Annotated in this window: 20 protein-coding genes; 8 read left to right on the top strand and 12 right to left on the bottom strand. The window is 40.5% G+C overall.

Annotated elements, in window-relative coordinates:
* On the bottom strand, positions 1-456 hold a 456-nt coding region (locus tag B4F08_RS10650), incomplete at its 3' end, for a DUF1971 domain-containing protein (RefSeq protein ID WP_291374347.1).
* A 282-nt stretch (positions 457-738) separates the two neighbouring features.
* On the opposite strand from B4F08_RS10650, the gene B4F08_RS10645 reads away from it, so the two are divergent.
* A complete protein-coding gene (locus B4F08_RS10645) occupies positions 739-1,437 on the top strand; it encodes a hypothetical protein (protein WP_291374346.1) in 699 nt (232 codons plus the stop codon).
* Positions 1,438-1,494: 57 nt separating this feature from the next.
* On the opposite strand, the gene B4F08_RS10640 is transcribed toward B4F08_RS10645, so the two are convergent.
* The 3 genes from B4F08_RS10640 to B4F08_RS10630 form a co-directional block, all read right to left on the bottom strand.
* On the bottom strand, positions 1,495-1,767 hold the full coding sequence (locus tag B4F08_RS10640) for a hypothetical protein (RefSeq protein ID WP_110975677.1): 273 nt from the start codon (positions 1,765-1,767) through the stop codon (positions 1,495-1,497).
* Between the two features lie 112 nt (positions 1,768-1,879).
* Positions 1,880-2,629, bottom strand: a complete 750-nt coding sequence (locus B4F08_RS10635) for a hypothetical protein (RefSeq protein ID WP_291374345.1) — start codon at positions 2,627-2,629, stop codon at positions 1,880-1,882.
* Positions 2,630-2,778: 149 nt separating this feature from the next.
* Positions 2,779-3,294, bottom strand: coding sequence for a hypothetical protein (locus B4F08_RS10630; protein ID WP_086209724.1), 516 nt, complete (start codon positions 3,292-3,294; stop codon positions 2,779-2,781).
* Positions 3,295-3,531: 237 nt separating this feature from the next.
* Between B4F08_RS10630 and B4F08_RS10625 the strand changes: the two genes are divergently transcribed.
* The gene (locus tag B4F08_RS10625; RefSeq protein ID WP_086209725.1) at positions 3,532-4,221 is read left to right on the top strand and encodes a DsbA family oxidoreductase; all 690 of its coding nucleotides are present in this window, start codon (positions 3,532-3,534) and stop codon (positions 4,219-4,221) included.
* Between the two features lie 100 nt (positions 4,222-4,321).
* On the opposite strand, the gene B4F08_RS10620 is transcribed toward B4F08_RS10625, so the two are convergent.
* Positions 4,322-4,522, bottom strand: coding sequence for a dodecin family protein (locus tag B4F08_RS10620; RefSeq protein ID WP_086209726.1), 201 nt, complete (start codon positions 4,520-4,522; stop codon positions 4,322-4,324).
* 459 nt (positions 4,523-4,981) lie between these two features.
* On the opposite strand from B4F08_RS10620, the gene B4F08_RS10615 reads away from it, so the two are divergent.
* The 4 genes from B4F08_RS10615 (at position 4,982) to B4F08_RS10600 (ending at position 8,453) form a co-directional block, all read left to right on the top strand.
* Positions 4,982-5,143, top strand: a complete 162-nt coding sequence (locus tag B4F08_RS10615) for a hypothetical protein (protein WP_291374344.1) — start codon at positions 4,982-4,984, stop codon at positions 5,141-5,143.
* 274 nt (positions 5,144-5,417) lie between these two features.
* A complete protein-coding gene (locus B4F08_RS10610; RefSeq protein WP_291374343.1) occupies positions 5,418-5,597 on the top strand; it encodes a hypothetical protein in 180 nt (59 codons plus the stop codon).
* 10 nt (positions 5,598-5,607) lie between these two features.
* The gene (locus tag B4F08_RS10605; RefSeq protein ID WP_291374342.1) at positions 5,608-7,224 is read left to right on the top strand and encodes a hypothetical protein; all 1,617 of its coding nucleotides are present in this window, start codon (positions 5,608-5,610) and stop codon (positions 7,222-7,224) included.
* Positions 7,225-7,301: 77 nt separating this feature from the next.
* Entirely contained in the window at positions 7,302-8,453 is a 1,152-nt protein-coding gene (locus B4F08_RS10600; protein ID WP_291374341.1) for a hypothetical protein, read from the top strand.
* A gap of 179 nt (positions 8,454-8,632) precedes the next feature.
* Here the strand turns inward: B4F08_RS10600 and htpG are convergent, their stop codons facing one another.
* The 5 genes from htpG to B4F08_RS10575 all read right to left on the bottom strand — a co-directional run bounded on the left by htpG (position 8,633) and on the right by B4F08_RS10575 (position 14,511).
* Positions 8,633-10,552 carry a molecular chaperone HtpG gene (htpG, locus tag B4F08_RS10595; RefSeq protein WP_291374340.1) on the bottom strand — a complete coding sequence of 640 codons (1,920 nt, stop codon included), beginning with the start codon at positions 10,550-10,552 and terminating at the stop codon, positions 8,633-8,635.
* A 99-nt stretch (positions 10,553-10,651) separates the two neighbouring features.
* Positions 10,652-10,996, bottom strand: a complete 345-nt coding sequence (locus B4F08_RS10590) for a lysozyme inhibitor LprI family protein (RefSeq protein ID WP_119064199.1) — start codon at positions 10,994-10,996, stop codon at positions 10,652-10,654.
* Positions 10,997-11,157: 161 nt separating this feature from the next.
* On the bottom strand, positions 11,158-11,745 hold the full coding sequence (locus tag B4F08_RS10585; protein ID WP_291374339.1) for an OmpW/AlkL family protein: 588 nt from the start codon (positions 11,743-11,745) through the stop codon (positions 11,158-11,160).
* 318 nt (positions 11,746-12,063) lie between these two features.
* Positions 12,064-13,476, bottom strand: coding sequence for a Na+/H+ antiporter family protein (locus B4F08_RS10580; RefSeq protein WP_110975669.1), 1,413 nt, complete (start codon positions 13,474-13,476; stop codon positions 12,064-12,066).
* Positions 13,477-13,644: 168 nt separating this feature from the next.
* A complete protein-coding gene (locus tag B4F08_RS10575; protein ID WP_291374338.1) occupies positions 13,645-14,511 on the bottom strand; it encodes an alpha/beta fold hydrolase in 867 nt (288 codons plus the stop codon).
* A gap of 116 nt (positions 14,512-14,627) precedes the next feature.
* On the opposite strand from B4F08_RS10575, the gene B4F08_RS10570 reads away from it, so the two are divergent.
* Positions 14,628-15,113, top strand: a complete 486-nt coding sequence (locus tag B4F08_RS10570) for a DUF4442 domain-containing protein (RefSeq protein WP_291374337.1) — start codon at positions 14,628-14,630, stop codon at positions 15,111-15,113.
* 49 nt (positions 15,114-15,162) lie between these two features.
* Here the strand turns inward: B4F08_RS10570 and B4F08_RS10565 are convergent, their stop codons facing one another.
* Positions 15,163-15,519: a DNA transfer protein p32 gene (locus B4F08_RS10565; protein WP_086209736.1), complete on the bottom strand. Its 357-nt coding sequence runs from the start codon at positions 15,517-15,519 to the stop codon at positions 15,163-15,165.
* Positions 15,520-15,772: 253 nt separating this feature from the next.
* On the opposite strand from B4F08_RS10565, the gene B4F08_RS10560 reads away from it, so the two are divergent.
* Positions 15,773-16,624 carry an alpha/beta hydrolase gene (locus B4F08_RS10560; RefSeq protein WP_291374336.1) on the top strand — a complete coding sequence of 284 codons (852 nt, stop codon included), beginning with the start codon at positions 15,773-15,775 and terminating at the stop codon, positions 16,622-16,624.
* Between the two features lie 111 nt (positions 16,625-16,735).
* Here B4F08_RS10560 and B4F08_RS10555 read toward each other — a convergent pair.
* A partial coding sequence (locus B4F08_RS10555; protein WP_291374335.1) for a hypothetical protein occupies positions 16,736-17,017 on the bottom strand: 282 nt, incomplete at its 5' end.

Below are 17,017 nucleotides of genomic sequence, written 5' to 3'. Positions count from 1 at the left end.
TTGCGGATTCACATCCCAAGCATCTACCTCAAAACCCTGCTGATTTAAGTACAGCGAATTTCGCCCCTGCCCACAGCCAACATCCAAAGCCCGACCACCGCGTAAATACGGCGTAGCCGTCAAAATTTCTGAATGCGTAGGTGAAAGCTGATATTTCTTATAAAAATAATCCTGCGGAGTACAGTAAAATTGTAGCTGACACTTTATATCATCACTGCTCGAAACAATCTTGTGCCATGCTTGAGGCTGAATAAATGGTGGCTGTTGCTCAGGGGTAAACAGATGTTCAGATTGCACTTGACCTGTCTCATCTAAAAAAGCAAAGCTTAGCTCTCCTTGATAAATCTGTAACTTGGCCCACGTGCCCGCTTTGGTATTGTGCTGATTTTTAAACCCTTGCGGAATGGTCTGCGCAGTCCACACAGGCAGTTCTTTATAACAAATCAAGTTTTGCATCAGCCGATTTCCCACCTTGTTATGACGTATTCGCTAGTCCATCGTTTTTATCGAACGCTTGTATGATCATAGCCAGTTCAGACTCAAATGAACATTCATTCAGTAACTAGAAACTACCAGTGGATAAGAAATAAAAGCGATCACTCCACTGCATTGAGCGACTTATAAAATTTACATTACTTCAATTTTTTGGCTTTGACGCCTTTTTACCCATTTTAATGATAGTCTTAAAGACAATAAAAATTCAGCTTAACTATATTTCAAATGATTTGGAGTCTAACGATGTTTGCATCACCTTTAAGAACCGTCATCTGTTTAGGCGTCATAGGAACATTATTCACAGGCTGTGCTACTAAAACCCTAATGACCAAAGACAATAAAACCTATACCCGTACCAACAAAGTAACCTTGATCGAAGACCAAGTGGTCGCTTTTGGCAAACCTGCTCAGCTTCTGCCAAATTTACCTGCGCATAGTTTAGTGATTGCAGGGCAACAAAAAAGTTATGTATTGACCCAAGGCGGGCCTCAATTTGTCAGTTTGATTGGCAAATTGGACCCGAAAAATATTCAAGTCACCCGAGAACTAAACTTCTACTCAGAAAAGAATGATGGTCATTTTACAGGGACACTGCCATTGTCTTATGTGAAACTCAAAGAAGACATCAGCAAGAAAGATCTAGAATTTTTTATTGAAAATGGGGCAAAGGAATGTTCGAGTTCCAGTGATGAACGCATGTTGGCACAGCGTTTCTGTTTTGAGATCAAACTAGCAGGTGTCGTCTACCCTGCCGCGAACAATTTAGCCTCTTTAAAAGCTTTGAGTAAGACTTATCAGGTGAGTATTTATACCCATCAAGAGGAAAGTTATAAATCCAAGTCAGGCATGAATCCTTTTGAAAAGTTAGTGCTGTTGCCTTTTGCCGTGGCAATTGATGTGGTCAGCCTACCGTTCCAAGCGGCCGATAAAATCTTTGATTAATCCAATAAAGGCACAGCGCTGAGAACGAATTAGGCGCTGTGTAGTTTTAGGATAGATTTAAATTAAAAGCTCGCCCATCAACCACGCCATATACTTTTCTTTGTCCATAAAGTCAGGGGCATTGCCTGTGTCTAAACTAAAGTACTGTTGATTGAATTGAATCACGATCTGTTCAGTATGGTGCCAGTCTTCGATCATTTCAAAATATTGGTTAAAGAAGAAACGATTCTTTCCCCAGTTGCTTAAGCTTTCTAATTTTGGATAGTTTTTATTTTCTACAAACTCACTATACACATGCTGAATATCAGCAAAAACGTGTATGGTTCTCATGACTCACCTGCCTACACTGAAAAGTCGTCATCTTTGTGATGCTTTTAATCTAGCAAGCTATTTTGAACAGCAGATGACAGTCTGCTTACAAAACTGTCATCTTTGTATTTGGTTATAACTTTTGTTCTACCTCTTTTTGGGTTTGTTTCTCTACCCGCTGCATTTGACTATTTAAGGCTAAAATCTCTTTATACAGTGCATTAAACTGTTGAAGTGGTATATCTTCATAAAACATAAAGGTGTTGTTTTTCTTTTCCCATTGATTGTTTTTGAGCACCAAGAAGATTTGATCTGCCTTGGCTAAATTCTGCTGTTCCAGCTTAAACAAACGCATCGCTTCTTGGCTCTTGTCACTGGCTTGCATACTGTCTGTTAACTGATGACGAAACCGAGAAGAGATCGGTAAATCCTTGGCTTGATCAATCGCCTGTTTCTGACGTTGCTCGACCTGCTGGGCATAGCTATCGACAACGGTATGTACGTCTTTCAGCATTTGTTCCGTTTCAGCATAATTGTTGTTTTTGTCTTTGCTTAATCGGTCAATATTTAAGAATTGATCCCAATTCAAGGCTTTTAAATCACGTAGATATTGATTACGCGCTTCGGCATTTTGCAACATATGACTCAGCACAAACTCAGCCATAATTTTGTAGTCGCCTGTCAGACGTGGGTCTTTTACATCGACTTGAATTGGTGTGGTCCAGTCTTGGGCTTGCTTGTAAATTTGTTCGGTCTTTTCATATAGTACCGTTTCATAGCTTTGTAGTTGCTGCTGTTCTTTTTGTTGTTGAGAATACTGATAATACATCCAACCGAAAATAGCACTGGTCGCAAGAACTAAAATCAACACGATACGTCGCATGTTCAGCTTCCTCTTCATTTCTTTTTATCATAGCAAATATCGAAGTATGATCAATATTTAAACATTTTATCAAACTTTTCAGAGCACATCGCTCATATCCTCCACGAGTTAAAAAGGAGTGTATGAGCGATCAATAAATGAAGAAGCCATTACTTGGCTGGGGTTATTCTCTGTTGCTGGATATTCTGTTGAATCCCTTGCATAAAGTTATGGTCAATTTGCCCAATCGAAATTTGCTCGCGGGCTGTTTGTACATTGGTTGCATTGCGGTCAATACCAAACGGCTGCAACATAATATATAAACCTTCAGTCGGGTTGGAGGACTGTAAACCTGCAGCAATATTCAAAACATGCTCACGTAATAGCGGAGGTACAGAGTTCAAATCTGCGGTAACTGCGGGTGGTAAAATATCCACATTTTGAGTGATGGTCGGATCGACCACAAAAGATTGTGCATCACCCTGTAATTGGATGATCCGATGCTGTAAAGCTTTACGAATATTTTCGTCTTGTTGGTACGGAATGACACCCGTTTCGGCACGAAGTTCTGATTCTGCCATAGTCTTAAAGGTAGGAAGGCTAACAATATCACCATTAGCTTTAGCCACAGTCGGCATAAAAATAAAAGCACAACAAACGATAGGAAGAGAATGTAAAAATTTCATAAAACAATCCCAAAAAATAAGAGATATAAAAAGGCAGATGTCATAGCATCACCAGCACCTCTATTGTATATTTTTCGTCCATTATGCAGCAGCGTTGTCAGATAAACGGTACAACTCAACATTGTCCTTATAATATAGCTGCGAACATCTGCTGGCTTTTTTCATGTGTTTTGCTTTAAATTTTAGAACTCACCCCCATCATTTTTTTAATTGCTTTTTACTATTTTGAGAAATTCCATGCGTGTAGATATTTGGTCAGATGTTGTTTGCCCCTTTTGCTATATTGGCAAAAAACGCTTAGAAGCTGCAGCTGAACAAGCAGGTGTTGAACTAGAAGTCCACTGGCATAGTTTTGAACTCGACCCTGAAGCGCCAACACGTCAAGAAATATCAAACTCAGAACGTCTTGCACAAAAATATGGTCGTACTGTTGCTGAAGTTGAAGAAATGCAGCGAAATATTGCAGCGATGGCTGCCGAAGAAGGAATTGAATTTAACTGGGAAAACGCTAACTCAGGCAATACCTTTAACGCCCACCGTATTATTCACTTGGCACAAAGTCGTGGCTTGGGCAATGAAGCAGAGGAAGCCTTTTTCTATAGTTATATGACACAAGGTCTCCCAATTGGCGAACGTGAAACCATTGAAGATGTCGCATCCCGAATTGGCTTAAGCCCTGTTGAAGTGGATGATGTGCTGGATTCTGACGAATATGCAGATTTCGTTAAATTTGACCAAGAAGTAGCACGTGAACAACTCAAAGTGACGGGCGTTCCGTTTTTTGTATTCGATCAACGTGTCGCTTTAGCAGGCGCTCAACCCCGTGAAGTATTTCTACAAGTCTTAGAAAAAGCGCAAGCACCTGCTGAACAACAAGAGCAAGCAGCACAGTGTACAGACGACTCGTGTGAAACACCCAAACCATAATTCAAGCCCTGTAGCGATGTTTTAAAAGCGCCTATAGTTAAAATCAAAAAATCCCCATACTTTGGGGATTTTTTATAGCTTAATGCGGTTCGCTGTGGTTTTAATCGACCAAGAAACTAATTTTAAGATTGACCCGATACTCTACAATTTTATTGTCCTTCACCACCACTTTCTGCTCATTAATCCAAGCACCCTGCACATTCTTTACCGTCTCAGTGACTTTGGCGATACCTGTTTGGATGGCATCTTCAAAACTCTTTACGCTGCTCGAATTGACTTCGACCACTTTTGCAATGGCCATGGGTTCATCCTCTGATTTTTTTGTTTTGGTTTTCCATCATAGGTGATTTTTTATGCAAGATTGGATTGATTAAACATTCCACAGCAAAAACTTACGTAGTGCACACAATAGGTTTTCCACCTATTGATGATTATTTAATCAAACAATCATGTAGTTCAAGGGTCTTTCCGCTGTGATTTTGAGCAAAAAAGAGCACATCACGCATGCCCGTACTCAATTTGAAAATTTAGATTTTCACTTTTAATTTAAATAGCTTAGCGATAGAGCAAAAACTCAAAAACCGACTAGAGCATTTATTCTAATACATTGTTTTTTAATGATAAATAAACTCACCATTCATCTTTTTTCAAACTTTAGCTCCGCTAAAACTGTTCATATTTTGATATTATTCATGCGAAATTTATCTTTTTTTAACCTCCCAGTCTCTTTCGAGACTTCCTTTTCCATAGAGGAAATATCATGAACGCTCTTAAGTATACTTTGGCTGTTGCTGTAATCACTCTTTCTGCAACTGTATCTGCACAAGTAGTTTATACCCCAAGCTTTCCTGTAAAAAAACCAGTAAAAGCACAAACGGCAACTGCTGATGCAACTGCCGAAGCACTCCATCAAGAAGCTTAATTCTTGTAAAATTAAATAAAAAATAGGCAATTTATATTGCCTATTTTTTTGCCTAAAAAGGTTAATAACTGACAAAAATTTTCAAATATTTAGCATCTAGATCAAAAATATTTAGAATGATCTGTGTTTTAATCGAAGCTATTTACATTTTTTACAACATTTTTCTCGTATAGGATATGCAATAGTTTTTGCCTATTTAAGATTTTCTAATTATGATCAAAAAGAATACTAAACCGTAAAACCAAAACTAAATGCCTTCTTAGACCATATGCCTATGCAAAATTTACAAGCTTTAATTCAAGGTCGTATTTCTCCACAAACTATTGATCCAGATCAATTGATTGCTTTAGCAAAGCAGTACACACAACCAAATTCAGCCGAATATAAATTACTTGAACTTGCACTCAATATGATTTTAGCAAGTTATTTGGAACAAGCACAAAAACAACTTTAGAGCTCAGCACATGAAAGCAATCGAAAAAGCACTGCTGATCAAAGAACTGCATCAATTGATTGACGGTTTGGAACATCAGCATTTGTCTTTTTTTGAAATTGCACGCTCAAAAAAACGCATTCGTGAAATCTTTGCCCGTTGTGATGAACCCATTTTTCACAAACAACTCGAAGCCTATAAAGCCCTCACTCAACCTCAAGCTACGGCCGAACACTGGTTACAGCAGAGCCCATATCGACATTTATATGTTGGTCTTTTTCAGTATGAATCTGCCCTTAGCAGTGCTTTAAAACAGCAACAACATTTTGCATGGGGCGTTTTATATAAATCGGGTTTAGGTTGGCAAATTAGCTTTCAAGATGCTTCAACTCATGTGTATAACAGCCCTTGGTTTTCAAAGTTTAAAGAGGTTTACCAATGGTTGATTGATCATTCACCAGTCGATCAGCAATTGAATATGATGGAGCCTGTTCCAACGACGCTGAGTACACACAGTACTGAAGTGCCGAAGAGTTTTATTTCGACCACAGAAGTTGCAGAAGTTGCAGAAGTTGCAGAAGTTGCAGAAGTTGCAGAAGTTGCAGAAGTTGCAGAAGTTGCAGAAGTTGCAGAAGTTGCAGAAGTTAATCCCTTTATAACGCCCGTTGCAATAGCATCTAACACAACAAATCATGTGGTAGATCTTGAACACGCAGCTATTTCTAAATCTTTTGTGTTTTCTGATATTGAGCTTTTAGATTCGTCAACAGTCGATATATCTGTAACACAGTCTCAGGAGCCTCAGAGCCCCTCTATTAAGCCCTTAGCTACATCAGCTCGACTCGATGTGCCAACTATTGTGCCTGAGCCAAATGTGGACTCATCTAAACACCTTCTAAACTCTGAAATATCATCAACAGCATCGCCAGGTATACTGCCTACACAGATCCATCTTGGTCAGTATCAAGCGCAATTGCTTGAATTAGATCAGACCGACTTAGACCCAAAACTATATCGTCTAGACATTTCGGTGCAGACTGATATCAGCCCAAATGTCGACTTGCTCCTCTACTCTGACCAACTGGATCATTGGTCTGACTATCCGATTTATCTGGCTGAACAAACCAGTCTACAGGGACATTTTATTAAGTATTTGGCGCTATTCGGTGCTGATAGTTCTGCTCAAGCCGTTCGCCTGAGCCAACAATTTGCACAAAGCAATCATCATCAATTGGCAGCCATCCGTGAAATTGAGTGGGAGAAATTACAGAGTCATGTACATGATGTATTTTCTATTTTTCAAGTGTATACCCAGCAAGCCAAACTGGTCTGGCATATCGAAAATTATCATCCCTTTATTTTGGCGGATCTGCTGAATAGTCGTAAATTTATTCAGTTTGAAGAAAGCACTGCAGACCTCAATACCCCTATTTTAGTACTTAAAGAACGACAAAAAATTCGGGTCATACATGGCCAAAGACGTGTCGAGCTCTCACGCACTGAGATCGCCTACCCTTGTTTAGTCTTAGACCGCCAGCACGGGGTCAGTTGGCAACTGATTCAAAATACAATTTCGACTTTAGCTGAGCCGATTACGGTATTTCAATTATTTGATTCTATTCAAAAACAACTCACCAACGAGTTGTAGAGTTTTGTATTTTCTACTTGTGTTCTTACGTGAAATTTACAACACTAAAACATCGAAGAACAATAAAGTATGAAAGCATGCAAAGAACTCGACATGTTAGTCCCATCTCTTTATTTTTCTGCCTAAGTTTAGGTACATGCGTCAACGTGGCTTGGGCGGAAAGCAATACAGATAGCACCCAACATTTCGTGCCACCTCATGATGTGGCTGAAATTGACCAAATTGCGTCTCCTCCCAAAGGGAGTGGACTTTTATATCAAATTCCACAGTGGATTGATTCACTTCCAACGCTCTTACCCGAAGAGTCTGACGAAGTAATTGTGCCCACCACCGACGTGACTGAAGAGCGAACTTGGGTTGACCGCCAACAAAAAGGCGTTCGGAATTGGGCAGATAAAACTGCAACCCAAATTGATGACTGGTTTGGAGACACGGATCCCAATAAACCAGCCACAGCAACTCTACGGATTTTGGTCGATAACCGCTGGAATAAACATGATGAATACGATGTAAAACCACGTATTCGAGGACGAATCAAACTTCCCACTTTAGAAAATAAACTGAGTGTGGTGTTTGGAGATGACTCTCTGGATAACGAACTGCAAAACAATGTGGCGATTACCAATGAAAACCCACCAAGTGCAGACAACGATAAATCCTTCGACCGTCGACAAACCCGTGATGCCAATAGCTCACTTGCTTTAAGGTGGTCTCAACTGTCAGATCGTTTGCCTTTTGACACTGATTTCGACTTAGGGGTACGTTCAGGCGATGATATTTATGCACGTGTTGAACTCTCTAAGGAATGGAAACTGGACAATGATTTCCGTGCCTATACAGAACAAATTTACCGCTATGGCATCGACAGTGAAAATTATTTAAGAACGAACTTAGAGTTGACGCATGCCCGCCCAAATCAGGCTTTTTTATCCAACCAATTTAGCCTGACCTATGCAGATGAGCAGGATGATGACCTCACTTGGGACAACTATAGCTTTAGACAGCATCAATTCTTTCATGGTAATCGTTTTAACTACGGTCTCTACACAGGTGGATACTATAATGACGATGACTTAAGGTTGAATAGATGGGGGCCTTTTGTATCATGGCGCCAACCGTTCTTACGTGAATGGTTTTATATCCAAGGCGATTTAAACTACTTTAATGATAAACGTGAAGACCGAAGTCATTACCTCAGTGCCTTAGTTCGTTTTGAGGCACTTTTTTAGTCTAATGCTGAATCTTTAAACACAACTGTGGATAAGTCCAAACTTATCCACGGATACCCACACCACGTGATTTCCCACAGATTGAGTCGAGTTCAGAATGCCTTGAAGTCTCTATATTCGATTCATTGACATAAAAAAGCCTATCTTAGAGATAGGCTTTTTTTAAAACATGTCATGCTTTACTGAAGCAATAAACTGTTAATCCGTTTGATATATTCAGCAGGGTCATCTGGTAAGCCGCCTTCTGCAATCACGGCTTGATCAAAAATCACATTGGCTAAATCATCAAACTGTGTCGAGCCTTCCAACTTTTTCACTAGCGGATGTTCAGGATTGATCTCTAAAATCGGTTTAGACTCAGGTACAGCCTGTCCTGCTTGTTTCAACATACGAATCAGTTGTGGTGAAAGCTCCCCCTCACCAGTGACCAAACAAGCAGGTGAATCGACCAGACGTGTAGTCACACGTACTTCTTTGGTCTTGGTTTTCAATGAATCAGACAGTTTTTCAACCACAGGCTTGAATTGTTCTGCCGCTGCTTCAAGTGCTTTTTTCTCTTCAGCATCTTGTAAATCACCTAGATCAACAGCGCCTTTCGCCACGTTTTGCAGTGGTGTACCATCAAACTCATGGACAAACTCCATTGCCCATTCATCGACACGGTCTGCCATAAGCAGAACTTCAATGCCTTTTTTCTTGAATAACTCCAGTTGTGGTGAGTTCTTCGCGGCATTAAGACTGTCTGCGGTCACATAGTAAATGGCTTTTTGCCCGTCTTGCATACGTGCCTTATAGTCCGCCAATGATGTGGTCACCGCATCATTGTTTGAAGTTGGGAAGCGGAGTAATTTTAAAATACGCTCACGGTTACCAAAGTCTTCGCCCAAGCCTTCTTTCAACACTGAACCAAATTCACTATAGAAAGTTTTAAACTTCTCTTGATCTGTTTCATCTTCCGATTTCGCTAAACCATCCAGCATAGTCAATACACGACGTGCATTGCCTTCTCGAATGGTTTTTACATCACGGCTTTCTTGCAACAGCTCACGACTCACATTCAGTGGTAAGTCTGCACTGTCCACCACACCTTGTACAAAGCGCAAATAGTTTGGAATCAAGTTATCCGCATCATCCATAATAAAGACACGTTTCACATAGAGCTTAATTCCTGCTTTGGCTTCACGAGTAAAAATATTGGCTGCTGCTTTGCTGGGTACATACAACAGTTGCGTATATTCAGTGCTACCTTCAACCCGATTATGCGCCCACGCTAACGGAGCTTCAAAGTCATGACTTAAGTTCTTATAAAAGTCGATGTACTGCTCTTCAGTGACTTCATTTTTATTGCGTGTCCAGAGTGCGCTAGCTGAGTTAATCGCTTCCCACTCATCCGTTTTCACATACTGACCCGGTTTTGCTTCTTCACCTTCGACAGCTTCTTCTTGCTGCCAAACCTCTTTTTGCATCTCAATCGGCAGACTAATGTGATCCGAGTATTTATTGATAATTTGTTTGACTTTATAAGACTGTAAATAATCCAACGCATCTTCACGCAGATGTAAAATAATGTCCGTACCACGGCTATCTTTGTGAATTTGCTCGACTTCAAACTCACCTGTACCTGCACTAACCCAACGTACAGCATGATCCGCATCCACACCCGCACGGCGTGATTCAACAGTAATTTTATCCGCCACAATAAAGCCTGAGTAGAAACCTACACCAAACTGACCAATCAGTTGTGCATCTGATTTCTGATCACCTGTAAGTTTCGACATAAAGTCTTTGGTTCCAGACTTGGCAATTGTACCTAGATTTTCAATCGCTTCTTGCTCCGTTAAACCGATCCCATTATCTGAAATGGTGAGAGTTTTATTGATTTCATCGAAGCTGACGCGTACATGCAAGTCAGGGTCATTTTCATAATATTCAGGGTGATTAATACCTTCAAAGCGCAATTTGTCGCAGGCATCGGACGCATTTGAAATCAACTCACGCAGGAAAATTTCAGGATTGGAATATAGTGAATGCGTCACCAAATGTAAGAGCTGTGCTACTTCAGCTTGGAAACTATGTTTGTGCGCGTTTTGCTCGCTCATCAATCGCTCCTTAATATATTAAGTCTTATCGAGAATGCTTAATGAATTGGAGTGAGGAATGAGTTTTTCAATAGCGACCAGTATTTTTTTTCCAATTTTTTAAAATGGCCCCTGACGATAAATACGATCTAAAAGAAGATCGAGCTTTTGCTGACGCATTTTATAGACATCCATTAAACAACTTTGTGATGCGCCACAGCGGTCTCGTAGGCTCAACCATTTCATCTGCTCATCTTGAATCATGCCACGCGTCCCCATTGGAACCAAACGTTTTAAAATGTTATAGGTGGTTGCCATTTTGACATCCGCATCATTGACTGAACGATGTTCACAAATCGCATGCTCGGTTATCGTTTGTGCCTTATCGCAATTAAAACTGGCTGCCTGAATATTGATACTCCATGTCAAGCCACAGAGCACGGTTAGATACCGCATATATTTCATTTCTTATGACTCTCTTATTCTGCTTCAGTACATTTTATCTATGGTTTTATTTTAATACTGACTGATGGTGAGTTATTTACTCTTTCATCACTATTCAACTTTAGTCGTTGCATAAAAAAACCCCATCATAGATGAGGTTCTTAAAAAGCTACTTTTGATTATTAAAATTTGTAGCTATAACCAAGCGTATAAATCACTGGGTCGATATCTAACTTAAACTTCGTTGTACCATCTACATTTACTTCGGGGTTTAAATCTGCATAACGGACATCTGCAAACACACCCCAGTTTTTCGCATCAGCAGGTTGGAAGTTAAAACCAACTTGTGCCGCATAACCGAAATCCTCTTTTACGCTTTTCACACCTTCTTCATCCCATGCAATAAAAGCAGTTGCACCGACACCAATATAAGGCGTGAAACCCGTTGAGTTCTTAAAGTTATACTTTGCTGTTACTGTTGGGGGTAAATGTTTAATTTTTACGGCTTCTGTACCATTAATAAGTACATCGTGGCTAACTGGTGTCGCCAATAGCAACTCAGCAGAGATATTGTCATTAAAGAAATATTCAACCGATGGCGTAAACGCCAATTCACTATCTGCTTCAACTTTCGCATTCCCTAATGCGGCAACTGTTGTATCCTGCGTAGGCGCAATAGCAGAGCCACCGACTTTGACTTGCCATTGACCTGCCATTACAGCAGATGTAGAGAGACCCATTAATGTAATTAGAGCGATTTGCTTTAACATTTCAAACAACCTCTGTTTGTAAAATAATTAATATAAAAATAAACATTAATTAATCATAAACAAGAGTAAATTTAATATGCAATGACAATAATAATGTATTTTATATACATGTTTTAATATTTTGTTTTTATTGTATTTTTATTTTAAATAGACCATTTTAGTTGGTTTTAGAAGAACAATAAAAAATCAAAATATATTGATTTTAAATTCCGACTCATTTAATACGAATTAATATTATAAACCTGATTATTTTAATCTGATTTGATAATAAAAAAGGCGATTCATTAAAATCGCCCTTTAAAATAATCTGGGTTTAAATTACAACACCATGGCAGCAATCCAACCAAAAATCAGCAATGGAATATTAAAGTGAATAAAGGTCGGCACGACTGTATCCCAAATATGATCATGTTGACCATCCACCCCTAGACCCGCAGTCGGCCCCAAAGTGGAGTCTGAGGCTGGAGAACCAGCATCGCCAAGTGCTGCTGCGGTACCTATCAGCGCCACAGTCGCTAAAGGAGAAAAACCAAACTGTACACACAGCGGTACATAAATCACGGCCAAGACAGGAACACTGGAAAACGATGAACCAATCCCGATGGTTACAAATAAGCCAATGAACAGCATGAGGAATGCAGCCAAAGCATGGTTATCCCCAATCACATGTACTACGCCATTAACCAGTTGGTTAATATCACCCGTATGGGTCATCACTGAGGCAAAACCTGCCGCAGAAATCATGATGAAGCCAACCAAGGCCATCATGCGCATGCCTTGTACAAAGACATCATCCGCTTCTTGCCATTTAAAAATACCCGCCCCAGACAACACCGCAAAACCAACCAAGCCACCTAAAATCATAGAGCCTGAATACAACTGCGCAATGAGGGTTAGAACAATCGCTAGAAGCGCCATGAAGATGGTTTTCTTTGCAATCACGGGTACATTTTCGGCTTCACGTTTGAGCTCTTCAGCATCTTGAGCCAAATTCACTTCACTTGCACGGATCGGTTTATCCAAGTCAATCGTGGTCACACGTACCACTTCACGGTCGATATAATGACGCGGTTTACGATAGCTAACGAATACCGCCACTAGAGTACCAATCACCATCCCTAATACAGGAATGGCCATTCCTACAGGCATCATCCAACGTTCAACATGCAAATTATATGCAGCACCAATCTTGTTGATATTGCCCATCAAAATTTGTTCAAGGAAAATCGCACCAAAACCAACGGGCAGGAAAATATAGGTTCCGACCAAGCCTAAAGTCAGTACACAGGCTGCCGCACGACGGTCTAAGTTCAAGTGATTCATCACTTTTAAAAGTGGTGGAACCAATACTGGAATAAATGCGATATGGACTGGAATTAAGTTTTGTGAACAAATGGCCGCAACAAGTAAAATCGTCAACAGTAAGTATTTCACCTTACGCGCACGTTGATGTGAAACTTCGACTCCTAATAAACCAATCAATTTATGCGCCAATAAATCAGGTAAGCCTGATTTAGACAGCGCCAAAGCAAATGCTCCAAGCACCGCATAGGCTAAAGCCACTTCAGCACCATCACCTAAACCTGCATTAAATGCGCTTACAGTATCGGATAAACTGAGCCCCGCAACCAATCCACCAATAATTGCTGAAATGACCAAAGTCAAAACAACAGAAACTCGTGCCAGTGACAAAATAAACATCACGGCAATCGCAATTACTACTGCATTCATGGAAAACTTAAGATGATAAAAAAAACGGTATTTTAGCAGATTCAATTGGTCGAAACTGTAATTTGCTCAGCTTTATCCAAAGCTATTATATAACCCCAAGGTCTGATTTTTCACTTCGATAGGCTTGTTATCAGTCAGTTTTAGTCCTATAACAAGCCCATGGTAAATTTATGCTTTACCCACAAATTTGCTAATCAGGCCAGCAATCGTTTCAGGCTGACTCAAGATGGCCCAATGGTTAGCATTCACATTCACCCGTTGGAAATTCTCAGCCCACTTCGGCATTTCATCAATTAAAGCAGGGCTCACAAACTGATCTTGTTCCAACACAATCGCCTGTACGGGGCAAATGGCAAAGCGTTCTCGTGGTTTGGTCAGACGTGGAATGAAGTTAGCTCGATAAAGTGCAACCCCATGTTTACCATCTGCCACAATGTGATGATTGAGTGGTAAGTCTAAACGCCCTTCTAAACGTGATAAAACTTTACCCCAATGCTCAGGGCTAAAAAACTGCCAAACAGTCGGTGCCAAAAAAGGCAACTGAAAAGCCGCAATGTACCATGACTTACTCAACTGCTTCAAAAACTGAGGCTTGTGTTGTTTAAACTGTTCCCGCATCCAAAATGCAGCATGGTCTAAGCATGGGCCTGAAATGGTGGTAAATGACAGCATACGCTCTCTAAATTTTGGCTCAGTCGCAGACTCCCATGACTGAATCGAACCCCAGTCATGCGCCACCAAATGAAAACTACGTTCTGGAATGACACTATTCACCACACGTTCTAAGTCCAATGACAGCTGAGGCAATGCATAAGCACGTGTACGACGGGGAACACTGGACATCCCAGCCCCACGAACGTCATAAGTGACAATATAATAATCTTGCACCAGATGCTCAATCACAGGCTCCCAAACCTCTTGATTGTCTGGATAACCATGCACCAAGACCAAGGCAGGATTCTGCGCATTGCCCCATGTTTTCACATAAAGTCTCTGCTGGTCTGTGGTCTGTACCCAGTAACTTTGCAGCTCCATATTTAGCTCCTTATTGTTATTGACTGTTTTTTATCCTTCACTGGCAAAACGATCAATGCCAATTGTTTCCATCTTCTCTAGTATGGATAGAAGTTCATCAGATACCATTGACCGAAATGAGCATTTTAAAAAAATTGGTGACAACACCGATTGTCACAAAATACGTTCTTAACCATTTTGCCCCCTTTAAAGGTGCAGGTATTCAAATTGAGAAGTTTGATCCTAAAAACTACCACATCCGAGTCAAAATGCCGCTCACTCGTCAAAACCGCAATATTGTCGGTGTACATTTTGGTGGGAGTTTATATGCGATGGTCGATCCTTTTTATATGACTTTACTGATGTATCATCTTGGGACTAAATATATTGTTTGGGACAAATCAGCCACTATCCAATTTCTCAGCCCAGGGCGTAGTACCGTCTACGCAGACTTTCGTCTCGATGCCCAAGAAATTGAAACGATCAAACAACTTGCTGAAAATTATGCCCCTGTCCACCGTATTTATACGCTGAATATTTATGATGATGCGGGTATCCGAATTGCACAAGTGGAGAAAACCTTATATATCCGTCGTAAAAAACCAAAACCAGCTCAGCAATAAAAAAGCACGTCCCAATGAAGTGCCTTTATATAGAGCTCTGCTGAAAAGATTATTTACGCTCCTCAATTGCAGCACCTGCGCCACCACCAATCGCGCCACCAATCGCGGCCCCTGTATTGCCACCGATTACGCTTTTACCTACAGCAGAACCAATCGCACCACCAACACCACTGTAGGTTGCATTACGGTTTGAGCCACCTTGGGTTTTACTTCCCACCGCTGCGCCTGCACCACCACCAATCGCAGCACCGACACCACCACCAAGACTATTACCCGCAGCACCACCCACGGCACCGCCTAAAGCAGCTGTACCAATACGCTGCTCAGAAGGACTCATATTTTCACAGCCTGTGAACATCAGTGTTGATAAAACCAAAGTCGAGACTACACCCATTATTTTTTTCATATTCAAAACTCCTTTACACTATGATCAAAGCATAGTCTTATTTTCTACACAAAATGATCAAATTATGTAATTGCACCCCGTGCATTATTTTCTTTTTTGTAATAATGCAAACCAACTAAAAAGACCATTTGATCTATGAAATATCACTTTGTTCATTTGAGATCCTCGAGTAAATAACTTAAATCTTTTAATTCAAGAAATTGTAGAAAGAATCCTTAACTCATTTTAACCTTTGAATTTAAAGGAAAAAATAATGAAAATACTTGTTACTTCAATATTCCTGTTACTCTGCCTCAATCCTTCTGCACATGCAGATGTACTCAATAATCAAAGCTCATCTACAGTAAAATCACTCAAAAATGTTGCTTATGGCCATCATGCTAAGCAAATGATGGATGTTTATTTTCCATCTAAGCCTTTAGCAGATCAAAAAAACGCACCATTAATGGTTATGGTCCATGGCGGTGCTTGGAGCATAGGTGATAAAAATAATACTGCGGTGATCAAAAATAAAGTGGATTATTGGGGACAACGAGGTTGGATATTTATTTCAATCAATTATCGCTTAGTTCCTGAGGCGACAGTACAACAACAAACCCAAGATGTCGCAGCAGCATTAATTTATATTCAAAACCACGCCTCTGATTGGCATGCTGACCCCACACAACTTGTGCTGATGGGACACTCGGCTGGCGCTCATTTAGTGAGCCTACTGAGCACACGTCCCTCTTGGTTAATAGCACAACCTCGAGCTTGGCGAACCACCATTGCTTTAGATAGTGCCGCTTACAATATCGAAAAGATCATGCAAACTCGGCATGCTCGATTTTATGATCAAGCCTTCGGCACTCAACCCTCAAATTGGAAAGCGCTTTCTCCTGTCTTACAAATTCATCAAAGCTTACCTGCATTTCTTGCTATTTGTTCAACAATTCGTCCAGACCAACCCTGTATTCAAGCACAGCAATTCATTCAACAAGCACAAAGCGTTGGTACTCAGGCACAATTACTCGCTATTCCGCTTTCACATACTGAAATCAATAACTCTTTAGGAAAAAATTATAAATATACCGAAGCGGTGAATCAATTTATACAAACTCATTAACTGAATGTGATTAACGTAACTCGCTTACTTCAAAAAATAAGCATAGCATTGCTGTTTAGCACGCATAAAAAAGCCACCCGAAGGTGGCTTTTTATTCATTTAAAGGGCTAATTACAGACCGTTAAACTCATCGCTAAATGCTTGGCTTAATGCTTGATCCACATCAGAGAAGTCGTTTACAAGCTCATGCTCTGCAGCTTCAGCTTCTTGACGACGACGCTCTAAGTGATACGCAAGACCCGTACCTGCAGGAATCAAACGACCTACAACCACGTTCTCTTTCAAGCCACGTAAATCATCTTCTTTACCTGTTACAGCCGCTTCAGTTAACACGCGAGTGGTTTCCTGGAACGATGCAGCAGAGATAAATGAGTCAGTAGAAAGCGACGCTTT

Source organism: Acinetobacter sp. UBA6720 (genome assembly GCF_002454215.1).
Classification (GTDB): Bacteria; Pseudomonadota; Gammaproteobacteria; order Pseudomonadales; family Moraxellaceae; genus Acinetobacter.
The sequence above is the reverse complement of the archived record's forward strand: the minus strand, read 5'-3'. Positions and strand labels throughout refer to the sequence as shown.